Source organism: Streptomyces sp. NPDC048565 (genome assembly GCF_040650935.1).
Lineage (GTDB): Bacteria > Actinomycetota > Actinomycetes > Streptomycetales > Streptomycetaceae > Streptomyces.
Genome location: NZ_JBEZIH010000013.1, coordinates 68,754 through 82,854 on the forward strand (window position 1 = coordinate 68,754; position 14,101 = coordinate 82,854).

The 14,101-nt window shown below is 71.3% G+C and carries 13 protein-coding genes; 3 read left to right on the forward strand and 10 right to left on the reverse strand.

Annotated features, from left to right (window positions below; translation table 11 throughout):
• Positions 1-67 precede the first annotated feature (67 nt).
• From AB0C75_RS17580 to AB0C75_RS17605, 6 genes are read right to left on the reverse strand one after another with little or no spacing between them, the layout of a single operon-like run.
• A complete protein-coding gene (locus tag AB0C75_RS17580; RefSeq protein ID WP_362891661.1) occupies positions 68-1,252 on the reverse strand; it encodes an acyl-CoA dehydrogenase family protein in 1,185 nt (394 codons plus the stop codon).
• An 8-nt stretch (positions 1,253-1,260) separates the two neighbouring features.
• Positions 1,261-2,316, reverse strand: a complete 1,056-nt coding sequence (dmpG, locus tag AB0C75_RS17585; RefSeq protein WP_362891663.1) for a 4-hydroxy-2-oxovalerate aldolase — start codon at positions 2,314-2,316, stop codon at positions 1,261-1,263.
• A 28-nt stretch (positions 2,317-2,344) separates the two neighbouring features.
• Positions 2,345-3,253 carry an acetaldehyde dehydrogenase (acetylating) gene (locus tag AB0C75_RS17590; RefSeq protein WP_362891665.1) on the reverse strand — a complete coding sequence of 303 codons (909 nt, stop codon included), beginning with the start codon at positions 3,251-3,253 and terminating at the stop codon, positions 2,345-2,347.
• 60 nt (positions 3,254-3,313) lie between these two features.
• Complete coding sequence (locus AB0C75_RS17595; RefSeq protein ID WP_362891667.1) at positions 3,314-4,345, reverse strand: ferredoxin--NADP reductase; 1,032 nt, start codon at positions 4,343-4,345, stop codon at positions 3,314-3,316.
• The gene (locus tag AB0C75_RS17600) at positions 4,342-6,036 is read right to left on the reverse strand and encodes an FAD-binding protein (protein ID WP_362891669.1); all 1,695 of its coding nucleotides are present in this window, start codon (positions 6,034-6,036) and stop codon (positions 4,342-4,344) included. The genes AB0C75_RS17595 and AB0C75_RS17600 overlap by 4 nt, the downstream gene beginning before the upstream one ends.
• Positions 6,033-6,899 carry an alpha/beta fold hydrolase gene (locus AB0C75_RS17605; protein WP_362891671.1) on the reverse strand — a complete coding sequence of 289 codons (867 nt, stop codon included), beginning with the start codon at positions 6,897-6,899 and terminating at the stop codon, positions 6,033-6,035. The genes AB0C75_RS17600 and AB0C75_RS17605 overlap by 4 nt, the downstream gene beginning before the upstream one ends.
• A gap of 325 nt (positions 6,900-7,224) precedes the next feature.
• Between AB0C75_RS17605 and AB0C75_RS17610 the strand changes: the two genes are divergently transcribed.
• Positions 7,225-7,788: a flavin reductase family protein gene (locus AB0C75_RS17610; protein WP_362891673.1), complete on the forward strand. Its 564-nt coding sequence runs from the start codon at positions 7,225-7,227 to the stop codon at positions 7,786-7,788.
• A 36-nt stretch (positions 7,789-7,824) separates the two neighbouring features.
• Here AB0C75_RS17610 and AB0C75_RS17615 read toward each other — a convergent pair whose 3' ends face one another.
• On the reverse strand, positions 7,825-8,655 hold the full coding sequence (locus AB0C75_RS17615) for an IclR family transcriptional regulator (RefSeq protein ID WP_362891898.1): 831 nt from the start codon (positions 8,653-8,655) through the stop codon (positions 7,825-7,827).
• A 312-nt stretch (positions 8,656-8,967) separates the two neighbouring features.
• Here AB0C75_RS17615 and AB0C75_RS17620 point away from each other — a divergent pair, with 312 nt between their 5' ends.
• Positions 8,968-9,678, forward strand: coding sequence for a lysophospholipid acyltransferase family protein (locus tag AB0C75_RS17620; RefSeq protein ID WP_362891675.1), 711 nt, complete (start codon positions 8,968-8,970; stop codon positions 9,676-9,678).
• Between the two features lie 64 nt (positions 9,679-9,742).
• A complete protein-coding gene (locus tag AB0C75_RS17625) occupies positions 9,743-10,792 on the forward strand; it encodes an NAD(P)-dependent oxidoreductase (protein ID WP_362891677.1) in 1,050 nt (349 codons plus the stop codon).
• Positions 10,793-10,891: 99 nt separating this feature from the next.
• On the opposite strand, the gene AB0C75_RS17630 is transcribed toward AB0C75_RS17625, so the two are convergent.
• The 3 genes from AB0C75_RS17630 to ureG all read right to left on the reverse strand — a co-directional run bounded on the left by AB0C75_RS17630 (position 10,892) and on the right by ureG (position 14,083).
• Positions 10,892-12,469 carry an alpha/beta hydrolase gene (locus AB0C75_RS17630; RefSeq protein WP_362891679.1) on the reverse strand — a complete coding sequence of 526 codons (1,578 nt, stop codon included), beginning with the start codon at positions 12,467-12,469 and terminating at the stop codon, positions 10,892-10,894.
• 151 nt (positions 12,470-12,620) lie between these two features.
• Complete coding sequence (locus AB0C75_RS17635) at positions 12,621-13,409, reverse strand: urease accessory protein UreD (RefSeq protein WP_362891681.1); 789 nt, start codon at positions 13,407-13,409, stop codon at positions 12,621-12,623.
• On the reverse strand, positions 13,406-14,083 hold the full coding sequence (gene ureG, locus AB0C75_RS17640; RefSeq protein WP_362891683.1) for an urease accessory protein UreG: 678 nt from the start codon (positions 14,081-14,083) through the stop codon (positions 13,406-13,408). The genes AB0C75_RS17635 and ureG overlap by 4 nt, the downstream gene beginning before the upstream one ends.
• Between the last annotated feature and the right edge of the window lie 18 nt (positions 14,084-14,101).

The following is a 14,101-nucleotide window of genomic DNA, read 5'->3' on the forward strand; positions in this document are numbered from 1 at the left end:
ACCTGCTTCTGAACCGACCTGCTTCTGAACCGACCGGTTCCGAACCGACCTGGTGCGGGCGAAGGCCTCAGATCATCGAACGCATCGGGCCGTTCGGCGGCTCGACGCCGATCTCGGTCAGGGCCGAGGCGTGGAAGACGGATCCCGGCACATGAATGGCGTGCGCGAGGCCCATGTGGGCGTCACGCCAGAAGCGCTGGATCGGGTTGTCCAGCCGCATGGCGTTGCCCCCGGAGCGGGCGACGACCTCGTCGACCGCGCGGACCGCCCGCCAGGCGGCGGCGGCCTGGGTGCGCCGGCCGACGGCCCGGCGCTCGAAACTGATCTTCTCGCCGGCCGCGACCGCGTCGTACACCTGGCTGATGTTGTCCAGCAGCGCCGAACGTGAGGCCGCGATCTCGGCCGCCGCATCGCTGATCGCGTACAGGACGTACGGGTCGTCCCGCACGGCCTGGCCGGTGATCTGCACCCGGTTGCGCTGGTGGTCGAGGTGGTGGGCGAGCGCGCCCTCGCAGATTCCGATCACGGCGGCGGTGATGCCGAGCGGGAAGGCGGCGGAGAAGGGCAGCCGGTACGCGGGGTTGGTCAGCCCCGCCTCGACGGCCAGGGAACCGTCCACGACCTTGTTGTACTCGATGACACGGTGGGCCGGCACGAAGGCGTCCCGCACGATGACGTCCTTGCTGCCCGTGCCGCGCAGCCCCACCACGTCCCAGGAGTCGTCGACGATCTCGTAGTCGGCGCGCGGCAGAACGACGTGCACGGACTGCGGGGGGTTGATCCGGTTCCCTTCGCTGTCGGCGAGGAACCCGCCGAGGAAGATCCACCGACAGTGGTCGGTCCCGGAGGAGAACTGCCAGCGGCCGTTGAAGACATATCCGCCGTCGACGGGCCTGAGCAGGCCCATCGGTGCGTACGGCGAAGCGATCCAGGTGTCGGGGTCCTCGCCCCAGATCTCCTCCTGGACGCGGGGGTCGGCCATCGCCATCTCCCACGGGTGGACACCGACGACGCCGGTGACCCAGCCGGCGGCCCCGTCGAGGGAGGCGATCCTCATGACGGTCTCGGCGAACTCACGCGGATGCAGTTCGAGGCCGCCGCGGCTCTTCGGCTGGAGCATGCGGATCGCGCCGACCTCGCGCAGGATCTTGGCCGCCTGGTCGTCGAGCCGGCCGAGTGCTTCGTTGACCGGGCCGAGTGCGCGGATCTCGTCGGCGCGTGCCTCGACGGCCTCGAGTACGGGATTGGACATGGCTGTTCTCACTTCCCCGAGGAGTGCTGGACGGTGCCCGACCGGTTCTTCGCCGCGAGGGCGACGGCGATCTCGATGAGCTGGTCCTCCTGGCCGCCGACGAGCTTGCGCCGCCCCGCCTCCAGGAGGATCTCCGCGCCGGACACCTGGTACGTGTCGGCCTGGCGGGCGGCGTGTTTCAGGAAGCTGGAGTAGACACCGGCGTACCCCATCGTCAGGGAGAGCCGGTCGAGCAGGCACTCGCCGTCCATGACGGGCCGCACGACGTCCTCGGCCGCGTCGATGATCTTGAGTACGTCGATGCCGGTGCGGATGCCGAGCTTCTCGGCGACAGCGGCGAACCCCTCGACGGGCGTGTTGCCGGCTCCCGCCCCGAACCGGCGGGTCGACCCGTCGATCTGCTGGGCCCCCGCGCGCACCGCGAGCACCGAGTTGGCCACGCCGAGGCCGAGGTTCTCGTGGCCGTGGAAGCCGACCTGCGCGTCGTCGCCGAGTTCGGCGACCAGGGCGGCGACACGGTCGCTGGTGTCCTCCATGACGAGGGCGCCCGCGGAGTCGACCACATAGACGCACTGGCAGCCGGCGTCGGCCATGACGCGCGCCTGCCGGGCCAGCTCCTCGGGAGGCTGACTGTGCGACATCATCAGGAACCCGACGGTCTCCAGGCCGAGTTCGCGCGCGAGTCCGAAGTGCTGGACGGCGATGTCGGCCTCGGTGCAGTGGGTGGCGATCCGGCAGATCGCGGCGCCGTTGTCGGCGGCCTCACGGATGTCGTCCTGGAGGCCGAGTCCCGGCAGCATCAGGAAGGCGATCTTCGCCTGCCTGGCGGTCTTCACCGCGGCCTTGATGAGCTCCTGCTCGGGGGTGTGGCTGAAGCCGTAGTTGAAGGAGGACCCGCCGAGGCCGTCGCCGTGCGTGACCTCGATGACGGGCACACCCGCGTCGTCGAGCGCGGCGACGATCGAGGTGACGTGGTCGACGGTGAACTGGTGCTGCTTGGCGTGCGAGCCGTCCCTGAGGGACGAGTCGGTGACCCGGATGTCCAGGTCGGAGCTGTAGGGCATGGCTCGTGAACTCCTCGGTGAGCGGCGGTCAGGCGCCGGCGCGGCTGGCGGTGATCCGCTGGGCGAAGCCCTCGCCGACCCTGGTGGCGGCGGCGGTCATGATGTCGAGGTTTCCGGAGTACGGCGGCAGGAAGTCACCTGCGCCCTCCACCTCGACGAAGACCGCGACCCTGGCGAACCCGCCGCTGACGGCGGTCGGCTCGTCGAACTGGGGCTCCGCGCGCAGCCGGTAGCCGGGCACATAGCCGGCGACCCGGGCGACGGTCTCGTGCACCGACGCGGTGACGGCGCCCCGGTCGGCGTCGGCGGGTACGGCGCAGAAGACGGTGTCCTGCATCAGCATCGGGGGCTCGGCCGGGTTGAGGATGATGATGGCCTTGCCCTTGGCCGCGCCGCCGATGGTCTCGATGCCCCGGCTGGTGGTGAGCGTGAACTCGTCGATGTTGGCGCGGGTGCCGGGCCCGGCGGACGGCGACGCGACGCTCGCGACGATCTCCGCGTAGGCGACCTCGGTGACCCGGGAGACCGCGTGCACGATCGGGATGGTGGCCTGGCCGCCACAGGTGATGAGGGAGACGTTCGGTGCGTCGAGGTGCTCGCCGAGGTTGACGGCGGGCACCACGGCAGGGCCGATCGCGGCGGGTGTCAGGTCGATGGCCTGGATGCCGAGTTCGGCGTACTTGGGAGCGTTGACACGGTGGACGTAGGCCGACGTGGCCTCGAAGACGAGGTCGGGCCGCTCCTCGCCCGCCAGCAGGGAGTCGACACCGTCGGCGCTCGTGAGCAGGCCGTGGTCGGCGGCGCGCTTGAGGCCGGGGCTCTGCTCGTCGATGCCGGTCATCCAGCGTGGCTCGATGTGTTCCGAGCGCAGGAGTTTGTACATCAGGTCGGTGCCGATGTTGCCGGATCCGACGATCGCGGCGGTCGCCTTGGTCACTGTTGAACCTCATCCGGGTCGGGTCGGGTCGTGCGGAGAGCGGATACGGACGGGGGCGGGTCAGCCGTCGTAGGAGACCCGCAGCCGGTCACTGACCGGGCGCGCCTGGCAGCCGAGGATCAGTCCGTCGGCGAGGTCCCGGGCGTCGAGGACCTCGTTGCGTTCCATGGCCACCTCGCCCTCGACCAGGACACAGGCGCAGGCGCTGCAGTTGCCCTCGCGGCAGGAGTACGGCGCGTCGAGGCCGGCGGCGAGCAACACGTCGAGCAGGGGTGCGTCTTGGGGCCAGTCGACCGTGCGGCGCACCCCGTCCAGCTCCACCTCCACCGTGCTGACGGGTCCCTCGGCGTCCGGGGCGGGCTCGCGCTCCGCGAACGGGTCGCCGGTCAGCGAGGTGAAGCGCTCGACCGTGATCCGCTCGGGCGGCACACCGAGAGTGGTGAGCGCGCCGGTGGCCAGCTCCATGAAGGGGCCGGGTCCGCAGACGAAGGCCGGACGCTCGGCGTAGGGGCCGGCGAGGGCCCGCAGGGCGGACTCGGTGGGCCGGCCCTGGACGGACTCCAGCCAGTGCAGGACGGTGAGGCGCTCGTCGTACTCCCTTGCCAGGGCGGCCAGTTCGTCGCGGAAGATGACGGACTGTTCGTCGCGGTTGGCGTAGACGAGGGTGACCGTGCCGGTTCCGGCGTGCAGGGCGGACGTGAGGATCGACATCACCGGGGTGACGCCGCTTCCCGCGGCCAGCAGCAGGAAGTCACCGTCGAGCGAATCGGGCGTGAAGGTGCCTGCGGGCCGCAGCACTTCGAGAGTGTCGCCCTCGGTGACGTGGTCGCAGATCCAGTGTGAGGCGTACCCTCCGGCGGTGCGCTTGACGGTGACCTTCAGATGCTGGTCGCGCACGGGTGAGCTGCACAGCGAGTAGCAGCGGGCGGCTCCGCCGGGGCGCTCGGACGGCACCCTGACGGTGAGGAACTGGCCGGGTTCGTAGGCGAACGTGTCCCGGTCCTCGTCGGCGGGTTCCAGGACCAGCGAGTGTGCGTCGGCCGTCTCGCGGATCACCTTGACGACACGCACGGTCAGCGGTGCGGGGCTCATGGCGCGCCTCCGGCGGTCCCGGCCCCCGCGCGGGCGGCGGCTGCGTGCCGGGCCGCGATGTAGCCGAACACGATGGCGGGGCCGATCGTGGCGCCCGGCCCCGCGTACTCGTTGCCCATCACGGATGCCGAGGTGTTTCCGGTGGCGTACAGCCCGGCGATGGGCGAACCGTCCTCGCGCAGCACCCGGCTGTCCTCGTCGCAGACGAGGCCGCCCTTGGTGCCGAGGTCGCCCACCTCGATGCGGACCGCGTAGTAGGGGGCCTTGTCGATCACGTCGAGGTTGGGGTTTCTCAGCGTCGGGTCGCCGTAGTAGCGGTCGTAGGCGCTGTCACCCCGCCCGAAGTCGGTGTCCTTGCCGGACCTCGCGAAGCCGTTGAACCGTTCGACGGTCTCGGTGAGCGCCTCCTCGGGGACGCCGGTCTTCCGCGCGAGTCCGCCGATGCTGTCGGCCCGGTGCACGCTGCCGTTCTCGTAGAACGCCTTGGGGAAGGGCAGGCCGGGCAGGATCTGGGCGAACGGGTAGCGGGCGCGGGCCTTGGAGTCCATCACGAACCACGCGGTGGTGTGCCCGCCGTCGAGCTGGTCGTGGACGAAGTTCACATACGGCGAGGACTCGTTGGTGAAGCGCCGGCCGTTCGCCGAGACGATCACCGACGGCGGGATGCAGCGCTCGGAGACCAGCGGGATCGTCGCCCCGGACGGGTGGTGCACCGACGGCATCCACCAGGCGTCGTCCATGAAGCCGAGGCCGGCGCCGAGTGCCTGGCCGGCGACGATGCCGTCGCCCACGTTCTCGACGGCGCCGGCGCTGTGGTTGTCCCGGGCGCCCTCGGGCAGATACTTCTGGCGCATCTCCTGGTTGTGGTCGAAGCCTCCGGTCGCGAGCAGCACACCGTGCCGGGCGCCGACCCGCACGGCCCTGCCGTCCCGTTCGACGACGACGCCGGTGACCTTGCCGCCTTCGTCGGTGACGAGCTCGGTCATCGGGCTGCGCAGCCACACGGGGACGCCGGCGTCCTTGAGCGCCATGCGCATCCGGGCGACCAGGGCCCGTCCGCCGGTGGCCATGTGACGGCGGCGGATCATGTTGGACGAGACCCGCCAGGCGGCGGTCAGCGAGGCTCGGCGGCCGCGCCAGGTCCGCTTGACCATGGCGAGGTCCCGGTAGTCCTTCGCGGTGATCCACAGTCCGAGCGGGCCCTTGAGGCTGTTGGGCCGCTGGTACTTCTCGTCCTCACCGAGCTTGCGGGTGTCGAAGGGCAGCGCCTCGATCGACCGGCCGAGCGGGCGCCCGCCGTCGTACTCGGGGTGGTAGTCGGCGTAGCCCTTGACCCAGAAGAAGCGCATCCAGCGGCTCCGCCCGAGGAGTTCCATCGCGGCCGGGCCCCGGTCGACGTACGCGTCGAGGCGGGCTGCCGGCACACGGTCCTCGGTGAGCCGGTCCAGGTAGCGGCGTACGGACGCGCGGCTGTCGTCGTGCCCCTTGGCCCGCAGGGTGGGGTTGTTGGGGATCCAGATGCCGCCGCCGGAGATGCCGGTCGTGCCGCCGTACATCGCGCCCTTCTCGACCACGACGGTGCTCAGACCGCTGTCGGACGCGGTCAGCGCGGCGCTCATGCCGCCTCCGCCGCTGCCGACCACGACGAAGTCGAACTCCTCGTCCCAGGCCTCCTGGGCCCCGGCGCTCATGCCGCGTCCTCACGGGTGAGGAAGGCGAGGACCGCGCTCTCCCAGGCCGCCTTCTGCTCGATCATCACCCAGTGGCCGCAGTCGGGAAAGACATGCAGTTCCGCGTCGGGAATGGTGCGCATCGGCAGGAGCGCCATGTCGACGGGGCTGACCCGGTCGTCGCGCCCCCAGGTGAGCAGGGTCTTCGCCCGGAGGCGGTGCAGCATCGCCCAGTACGGTGCGGCGTCGGACTCGGCGGCCGCGGCGGTACGCGCGGCGAACGCCTCACTGCCGTACATCCGGCGGGCACCGGCCAGCGTGTCCGGGTCGGTGGCCTGGGCCCAGCGTTCCTCGATGAGTTCCTCGGTCACCAGGGACGGGTCGTACACCATGGAGTTCAGCCAGCGGACCAGGCCCTCGCGGGACGGGGCGTCGGTGAACTCGGTGAGCAGCTTGATGCCTTCGCCCGGCCCCGGGCTGAACAGGTTCCTGCCGATGCCGCCGATCGTCACCAGGCGGCGCACCCGGTCCGGGTGGGCGAGCGCGAACCGGGTGCCGATGATGCCGCCCATCGAGTTGCCGACGACATCGACCTGGCGCAGTCCGAGCCCGTCCAGGAAGCGCGTCACGGCCGATGCCGCCGTCGCCATGGGATGGCCGTCGGCCGGGTCGCTGACCCCGAATCCGGGAAACTCCAGGACCAGGCAGCGGAAGTGTTCGGCGAACGTACCCAGGTTGTCCCGGTAGTTGCGCCAGCCGGTGACGCCGGGGCCGGATCCGTGCAGCATGAGCAGGGGCGGTCCGTCGCCGGCCTCGTGGTAGCGCAACACGCCTTGATCGGTGGCGAGTTCACGCAATGTGGAGTCGTGACTGAGCTCCGTCATCATCCCTGCCTCGGTTGACCTCGGTGTTCGGTGGCCCTGATGGCCCGGCCCGGTGGACCCGGGCGGCGGCCGGCCCTGGGCTCCCCCAGGGGTGCCGTGTGACCGGTTCCTGGACGGTAGCCACGGTCCACCGGGCCCCGCCGCGGGCGTCTCGGTCAGCGGGATGTGCCCGGACACCTGGGTGCGGGCGGAGCCGGGCGGCCGGCGCCCGGGGGCCGTTCCACTGATCGGGAACGCCTTCCCGGCGGATCGGGCCGCTGTCCTAGCTTCGGCCCCCTGCCCGGTCCCGGGCAGCTCACCGCACCGTTCCCCCGAGGTGAATGACATGACCGCAGAGCCACTGTCCGCGCCCCAGGCGTGCGAGGAGACCGAGCCGACGCCTCAGCGGATGCGCGGCGTCATGGGCAGCTTCGCTTCCGGGGTCACCGTGGTGACGGGGATGAGCAGGGAGGGGGATCCGGTCGGCTTCGCCTGCCAGTCGTTCGCGTCGGTCTCGCTCGAACCGGCGCTGGTGCTGTTCTGCGCCGATCACCGGGGGCGTGCCTGGCCGAGGATCAGGGAGTCGGGGCGGTTCGCGGTGAACATCCTGGCCGAGGAACAGACCGATCTCTGCGGCCGGTTCGGGTCGGGCAAGGGACGGAAGTACGAGGGTCTCGACTGGGAGGTCTCCCGCTGGGGCACACCGTCGCTGCCCGGCGTCCTGACCCGGGTGCACGCCGATGTGTACGAGGTGCACGGCGCGGGCGACCACGATGTGGTGGTGGGCCGGGTCGTCGCGCTGGAGACCGTGACCGACCGGCGGCCGATGCTCTTCTTCCGCGGCGGTTTCGGCGTCGGAAGCCCGGCGGTCGCCCCCGACCCGTGGGGCTGGGGCGACCACTGGGGGTGAGGCGGCCGGCGGGGCCACGAGGGCCCGGGTGCGGGCCTACTGCCAGTCGCCGTACCGTCCCGCGGCGAGCAGTCGGTCCATGGCCTGCGGGGACCAGGTCTCCTCCGGCACGGCCGCCGCGCGGCGGGCCCGGCCGGCCGGCTTCGCCTGTTCGGGGAACAGCTCGCGGGACACCTGCCGGGCCGCGTCACCGACCAGCGGTGCGACCTTCTCCAGCGGGGACGCGCTGTCTCCCGCCAGGGAGATCGCCGCGACCGGCCCCTCGGGGCCACGGACCGCTGCGGCGACACAGGCGATCCCGGGGAAGCACTCGCCGCGCTCGAAGGCGAGACCGTGGCGCCGCCGGATGCGGTTGAGCTCCTGGTGCAGGGTGCCCACGTCGCAGATGGTCCGCTGGGTCAGGCGGCCGATGAAACCGGCTGCCCTGACCTCGACGTCCTCCGGTTCGAGCCAGGCCAGCATGGCCTTGCCCAGGGCCGTCGAGTGGGCGGGTGCCCGGCCGCCGACACGGGAGGGAACCGCCGCGGCGAAGCGGCCACCGACCTTGTCGAGGTAGTGCACCTCAGCCCCGTCCAGGACCGCCAGATGCACGACCAGCCCCGTCTTGATCTGCAGATGGTGAAGCCGGGCGGCGGACGCCTCACGGATCCTGCTGTGCCCGCCGTCGCCTCCCCCGAAACCGAGAGCGCGGCGCCCGAGCCCGTATCCGAAGTCGGTGTGCTCCAGCCAGCTCAGCCGCACCAGCTGGTCGAGTATCCGGTGCGCCGTCGACCTGGGCAGCTGGGTGGATCCGGCCACCTCCTCCAGGGACAGCCGGTCCGTCCGCCCCTCGAACACATCCATGATGAGCGTCACCCGCTCGACCATCGACGGTGGCGACTCCCGACGGACCGGCCCTTGCACGGAGGGAGCGTCGTGTACAGCCGTCATGGAAGCCTCCAGCCATAGACTGAAATGAATTCTTGTTTTCTGGAATGTAACAGCGCCCCGCAGCCGCGTGAAGAGATGCGCAGGACCTCTCTGGTCATCGAGCGGAACGCACTGCCGCGCGCGGCCTCCCGAAGGTGCGCGTAACACAGCTACGATCGGTCGCCACAAGGGGACAACGAGTTCGTAACACTGTGTGTGACCTGGCAGAACGCGGCCAACAGCCCGGTCCGGAAGACTAGGAGAGAAGCTGTGTTCTATTACGTTCTGAAATATGCGGTACTGGGCCCCCTGCTCCGGCTGACGTTCCGGCCCCGCATCGAGGGGCTCGAGCACATCCCCGACGACGGCGCCGCGATCGTCGCGGGCAACCACCTCTCCTTCTCGGACCACTTCCTGATGCCGGCGATCCTCAAGCGCCGCATCACCTTCCTCGCGAAGGCCGAGTACTTCACCGGCCCCGGCATCAAGGGCAGACTGACCGCGGCCTTCTTCCACAGCATCGGGCAGATCCCCGTGGACCGTTCGGGCAAGGAGGCGGGGCAGGCGGCGATCCGTGAGGGACTGGGCGTCCTGAGCAAGGGTGAGCTGCTGGGCATCTACCCGGAGGGCACCCGTTCGCACGACGGACGGCTGTACAAGGGCAAGGTCGGTGTCGCGGTGATGGCGATCAAGGCGGGGGTCCCGGTCATCCCCTGCGCGATGGTCGGCACGTTCGAGATCCAGCCGCCCGGACAGAAGGTGCCCAGCGTCAAGCGGGTCACGATCCGCTTCGGGGAGCCGCTGGACTTCTCCCGGTACGCCGGTCTGGAGGACCAGAAGGCGGCGATCCGCGCGGTCACGGACGAGATCATGTACGCCATCCTCGGGCTCTCCGGACAGGAGTACGTCGACGAGTACGCGGCCAAGGCGAAGGCGGCGCAGCCGGCGGACTCCAAGAAGGTCCCACGCCGGTCGCTCTGAGCGGGGAATCTGCTGTGGGCCGATTGTGCTGGTCCTGCCGCGGAGCCCGCCGTAGCGTTACCGCATGAGCAGAGGACGAGCGTTCGTACTGGGAGCCACGGGGCAGATCGGCCGGCCCGCGGTGCGGGCCCTGGCCGAGGACGGCTGGGAGGTGACCGCCGCCTCGCGCGGCGGTGGCCGGGACGACGGCTGGGACGACGCGGTCCGTGCCGTCGCCCTCGACCGCGAGGAGGAAGGGGCTCTGGAGGCCGCGTTGGGCGACGGCTGTGACGTCCTCGTCGATGTGGTCGCCTTCGGCCCAGGCCACGCCGCACAGCTCGCGGGGCTCGCGGGCCGTGCGGGTTCCGCCGTCGTCCTGTCCAGCGGCGCGGTGTACGAGGACGACAAGGGCCGCGGTTTCGACACACAGGACGAGCCCGACGGCTTCCCGGAATATCCGGTACCGGTCCGGGAGACCCAGCCCACGGTCGCGCCGGGGGACGCGACCTACGGCACGCGGAAGGTCGCGCTGGAGCAGGAGCTGCTGGCGCTGGGCGACGCGCTGCCGGCGACGCTGCTCCGGGCGGGGGCGGTGCACGGACCGCACTGCCGGACGCCCCGCGAGCTGTACTTCGTCAAGCGCCTGCTGGACGGACGCGGACGACGGGTCCTCGCGTACGACGGGGAGAGCCGCTTCCACCCGGTCCATGTGTCCAACATCGCGGAGTTGATCCGTCTCGCCGCCCTGCGCCCGGCCTCTCGGGTGCTCAACGCCGGCGACCCGGGGGCCCCGACCGTCGCCGAGATCGGCGCGGCCGTCGACGGCGTGCTGGGCCGGAAGACCGAGACGGTGCTGGTGGCGGGCGCGCCGCCCGAAGGCGGTGTCGGGGAGAGCCCGTGGAGCGTCGCCCACCCCGTCGTCTACGACATGTCGGCCGCCGAACGGGAGTTGGGCTACCGCCCGGTGACCGGGTATGTCGAGTCGCTGCCGCGGACCGTCGAATGGCTCGTCGCGCGGCTCGACGGGCGCGACTGGAGGCAGGCCTTCCCGAAGATGCTGAGCAGCTACGGCGAGGGGCTCTTCGACTACGCGGCGGAGGACGCCTGGCTGGAGCGGTACCACAGGAAGGCGTGAGCGCGCCGCGCGGGGCGAAGGGGACCGCCTGCACCGGCCCCGGGGGGTGAACGGGCGGCCGCCCGACATCATCGGCCGCCCGCTCACGTCAGGGGGTGATCATGGCGTCGGTGTGGCGTGCGGGGCGCACGTCACATCGCGCCGGTCGGTCCTCCCCGTGAGCAGGTAGGTGTCCACCCGCTCGTTGACACAGGGGTTGACCAGGCCGGTGACGCCGTGCGACCCAGCCCCCTCCTCGGTGATGAGGCGGGAGCCCTTGAACCGCTTGTGCAGCTCGACGGCGCCCGCGTACGGGGTGGCGGCGTCGCGCGTGGACTGCACGAGCAGCACCGGGGGCAGGCCCTTGCCGGTGTGGACGTCCAGCGGGGTCCGCTGCTCGGACGGCCAGGTCGCGCACGGCAGGTTCATCCACGTGTTGGCCCACGTCATGAACGGGTTGTCCTGGTGCAGCCGGGTGCTGTCGCGGTCCCACTTCTTCCAGCTGGTGGGCCACTTGGCGTCCGCGCACTCGACGGCCGTGTACACGGCGTTGCCGTTCTCCGCGCTGATGTTGCCCGCGGTGTCCGACGGATCGGGTGCCGCGGCGTCGATCAGCGCCTGGGTGTCGCCGCCCAGGTAGTCGCTCCAGACCTGGGCGGTGGGCGCCCAGGAGGAGTCGTAGTACGGCGCGCTCTGGAAGAATCCGATGAGTTCGGCGGGGCCGAGGACGCCACCGATCGGGCTCTTCGCGGACGCTGCCCGCAGGTTCTGCCACGCCTGCTCGACCTTCTCGGGCGTGTCACCGATGTGGTAGGCCGCGTCGTTCTCGGCCACCCACTCCTTCCAGTCGTTCCAGCGCGTCTGGAAGGCGATGTCCTGGTTGAGGTTGGCCTCGTACCAGATGTTCTCCTTCGCGGGGTTGACCACGCTGTCGACGACCATGCGGCGTACGTGCGTCGGGAAGAGCGTGCCGTAGACCGCGCCCAGGTAGGTGCCGTAGGAGACGCCCAGGAAGTTGAGCTTCTTCTCACCGAGCGCGGCGCGGATGACGTCCAGGTCGCGTGCGGTGTCGGGCGTGGTCAGGTGCGCCAGCATGTCGCCGCTGCGCTCGGCGCAGCCCTCGGCGTACTCGGCCGCCAGCTTGCGCTGGGCCCGCTTGTCGGCCTCGCTGCCGGGCACCGGATCGGCCTTCGGGGCCTTCACGAACTCCTGGGGGTCGACGCAGGAGATCGGCGCGGAGTGGCCGACCCCGCGCGGGTCGAAGCCCACGAAGTCGTACGCCTTCGCGGTCTTCGTCCAGAGGGGGTTCTCAGTGACGACGCGGTTCGGGAACGCCATGCCCGAGCCGCCGGGGCCGCCGGGGTTGTAGACGAGCGCGCCCTGACGTTCCTTCTTCGTGCCCGTGCTGACGTGCCGGTCGACCGCGAGCTTGATCTGCTTGCCGTTCGGCTCGGTGTAGTCGACCGGAACACTCACCCAGCCGCACTGGATGGGCGCCGATATCGCCCAGTCGTCAGGACAGTCCGCCCAGTCGATGCCCGCCTTCGCGGCCCTCGCGGCGGCGATCTGGACCCCGCGCGCCTCCTGGCCGCCGTGGTGCCTGCTGTCGGCGCCTGCGGCGGGCACGGCTATCGCCCCCGCTATGAGCGTGCCCGCGATCACTGTGCCGGCCGAACCGAGCACCGCAGTGCGTCTCACGTGGAACCTCCCCCTGTGTGTCGCGCCGCCGGTGGCGGCGCGTTGGTCATGTCCAGGCCGATCCTTTCGTCTGCGAGGTCACAGGGAACAGGGCGTACGCATGTTTCTTTACCGAACCAATAACCGGTGCACCCTGTCCCGCTGAGCGAACTCAGGCGCCTCGAAGCGCGTTCATCTCCTTCAGCAGACCCTCCAGCGCCTCGTCCAGCACCGCGCGCAGCAGCCTCGCGTCCGCCGCGAGCGCCGTCACCAGAACCGCGGGCCCGGCCAGCGGGGTGAGCACCGCGCTGGGACCGAGCAGTCGCGGTGCGGGCGGCGCGTGACCCAACGCGGGGTCGACGAAGAGTAGTTGCCCGACGGCGCGATGGCCGCCCAGGACAGCGGCGCCGTCCCAGCCGCCGGGCGCCCCCGGACCGTACGCCAACCGCTGGTCGAGGAGAGGTCGCCCGGCTCTGCGGACGGTCAGGCGCGTGGAGAGCCGTCCTGTGCGTTCGCCGTGCCGGCCCAGCACCTGTTCCTCGCGCAGTACCAGGCGTGCGGTTCCGGCGAGTTCGGCCCGGGTGGTCATGTCGAGCGCGCTGCCGCGCGCGGAGACGACCTGCTCGGGGAGCCAGTGGAGTTCGGCCCGCTCCCCCACGCTCAGCCGCACGTCGTACGAGGCGGGGCGGCCCGCGTCCAAGCCTGCCCCCGGCAGCGCCACGGTCGCGGCGGCGGAGTCCACCGTCACCCTCGCGCCGTCACCGGCCAGGGCCTCGACGGCGAGCCGGTCGCCGCCGAGCGGTGCGCTCATCGCGCCGACCACGGTGACACGCGCGTACGCGGGATCCGGCGACCTGGTCCGGCGCAGGGCGAGCGGTCCGTCGCTCTCCAGCACGGGAAGTGCGGTGGATCCACGGCCGTCTGCGGCGGCCGTGATCCGGGCGGTGGCCGTGACGCTCATGCGGTCCAGTCCGCGAGCCGCGCCCGCACCCAGTCGGCGACGGGTGCGACACCGTCGGCCCCGGTCAGGGAGGTGAACACCACCGGCAGGTCACCGCGTTGCGCCGCGGCGTCGCGGGCCATCCGGTCCAGGTCGGAGCCGACGTAGGGGGCGAGGTCGGTCTTGTTGACGACGAGCAGGTCGGCGGTGGTGACACCGGGACCGCCCTTACGGGGGATGTCGTCGCCGCCCGCGACGTCGATGACGAAGACCTGTGCGTCGACGAGCCCCCTGGAGAAGGTCGCGGTGAGGTTGTCGCCGCCCGATTCGACGAGGATCAGGTCGAGGGGACCCACGGCGTCCTCCAGGTCCTCGACGGCTTCGAGGTTGGCTGAGATGTCGTCCCGGATCGCGGTGTGCGGGCAGGCGCCGGTCTCGACGGCCTGGATGCGCTCGGGCGGCAGCACCGCGTTGCGGAGCAGGAAGGCGGCGTCCTCACGGGTGTAGATGTCGTTGGTGACGACGGCGATGGACACCCGGTCGCGCAGCGCGCGGCAGAGGGCGGCGACGGTCGCCGTCTTGCCCGATCCGACCGGTCCTCCCAGGCCGATCCGCAGCGCTCGACGGGCGCCGTCGGGGCGCGTCGAGTCGGCGCTGACGGCGGCCGGGGCGTGGTGCGCGTGGTCGAGGTGCATGGGTGCGGCTCCTGGGTG

Excerpts from the sequence above, each read along its gene's own strand:
- AB0C75_RS17580 (WP_362891661.1), bottom strand. The coding sequence starts at position 1,252 with ATGTCCAATCCCGTACTCGAGGCCGTCGAGGCACGCGCCGACGAGATC.
- dmpG (WP_362891663.1), bottom strand. The coding sequence starts at position 2,316 with ATGCCCTACAGCTCCGACCTGGACATCCGGGTCACCGACTCGTCCCTC.
- AB0C75_RS17595 (WP_362891667.1), bottom strand. The coding sequence starts at position 4,345 with ATGAGCCCCGCACCGCTGACCGTGCGTGTCGTCAAGGTGATCCGCGAG.
- AB0C75_RS17600 (WP_362891669.1), bottom strand. The coding sequence starts at position 6,036 with ATGAGCGCCGGGGCCCAGGAGGCCTGGGACGAGGAGTTCGACTTCGTC.
- AB0C75_RS17605 (WP_362891671.1), bottom strand. The coding sequence starts at position 6,899 with ATGACGGAGCTCAGTCACGACTCCACATTGCGTGAACTCGCCACCGAT.
- AB0C75_RS17610 (WP_362891673.1), top strand. The coding sequence starts at position 7,225 with ATGACCGCAGAGCCACTGTCCGCGCCCCAGGCGTGCGAGGAGACCGAG.
- AB0C75_RS17615 (WP_362891898.1), bottom strand. The coding sequence starts at position 8,655 with ATGGTCGAGCGGGTGACGCTCATCATGGATGTGTTCGAGGGGCGGACG.
- AB0C75_RS17625 (WP_362891677.1), top strand. The coding sequence starts at position 9,743 with ATGAGCAGAGGACGAGCGTTCGTACTGGGAGCCACGGGGCAGATCGGC.
- AB0C75_RS17635 (WP_362891681.1), bottom strand. The coding sequence starts at position 13,409 with ATGAGCGTCACGGCCACCGCCCGGATCACGGCCGCCGCAGACGGCCGT.
- ureG (WP_362891683.1), bottom strand. The coding sequence starts at position 14,083 with ATGCACCTCGACCACGCGCACCACGCCCCGGCCGCCGTCAGCGCCGAC.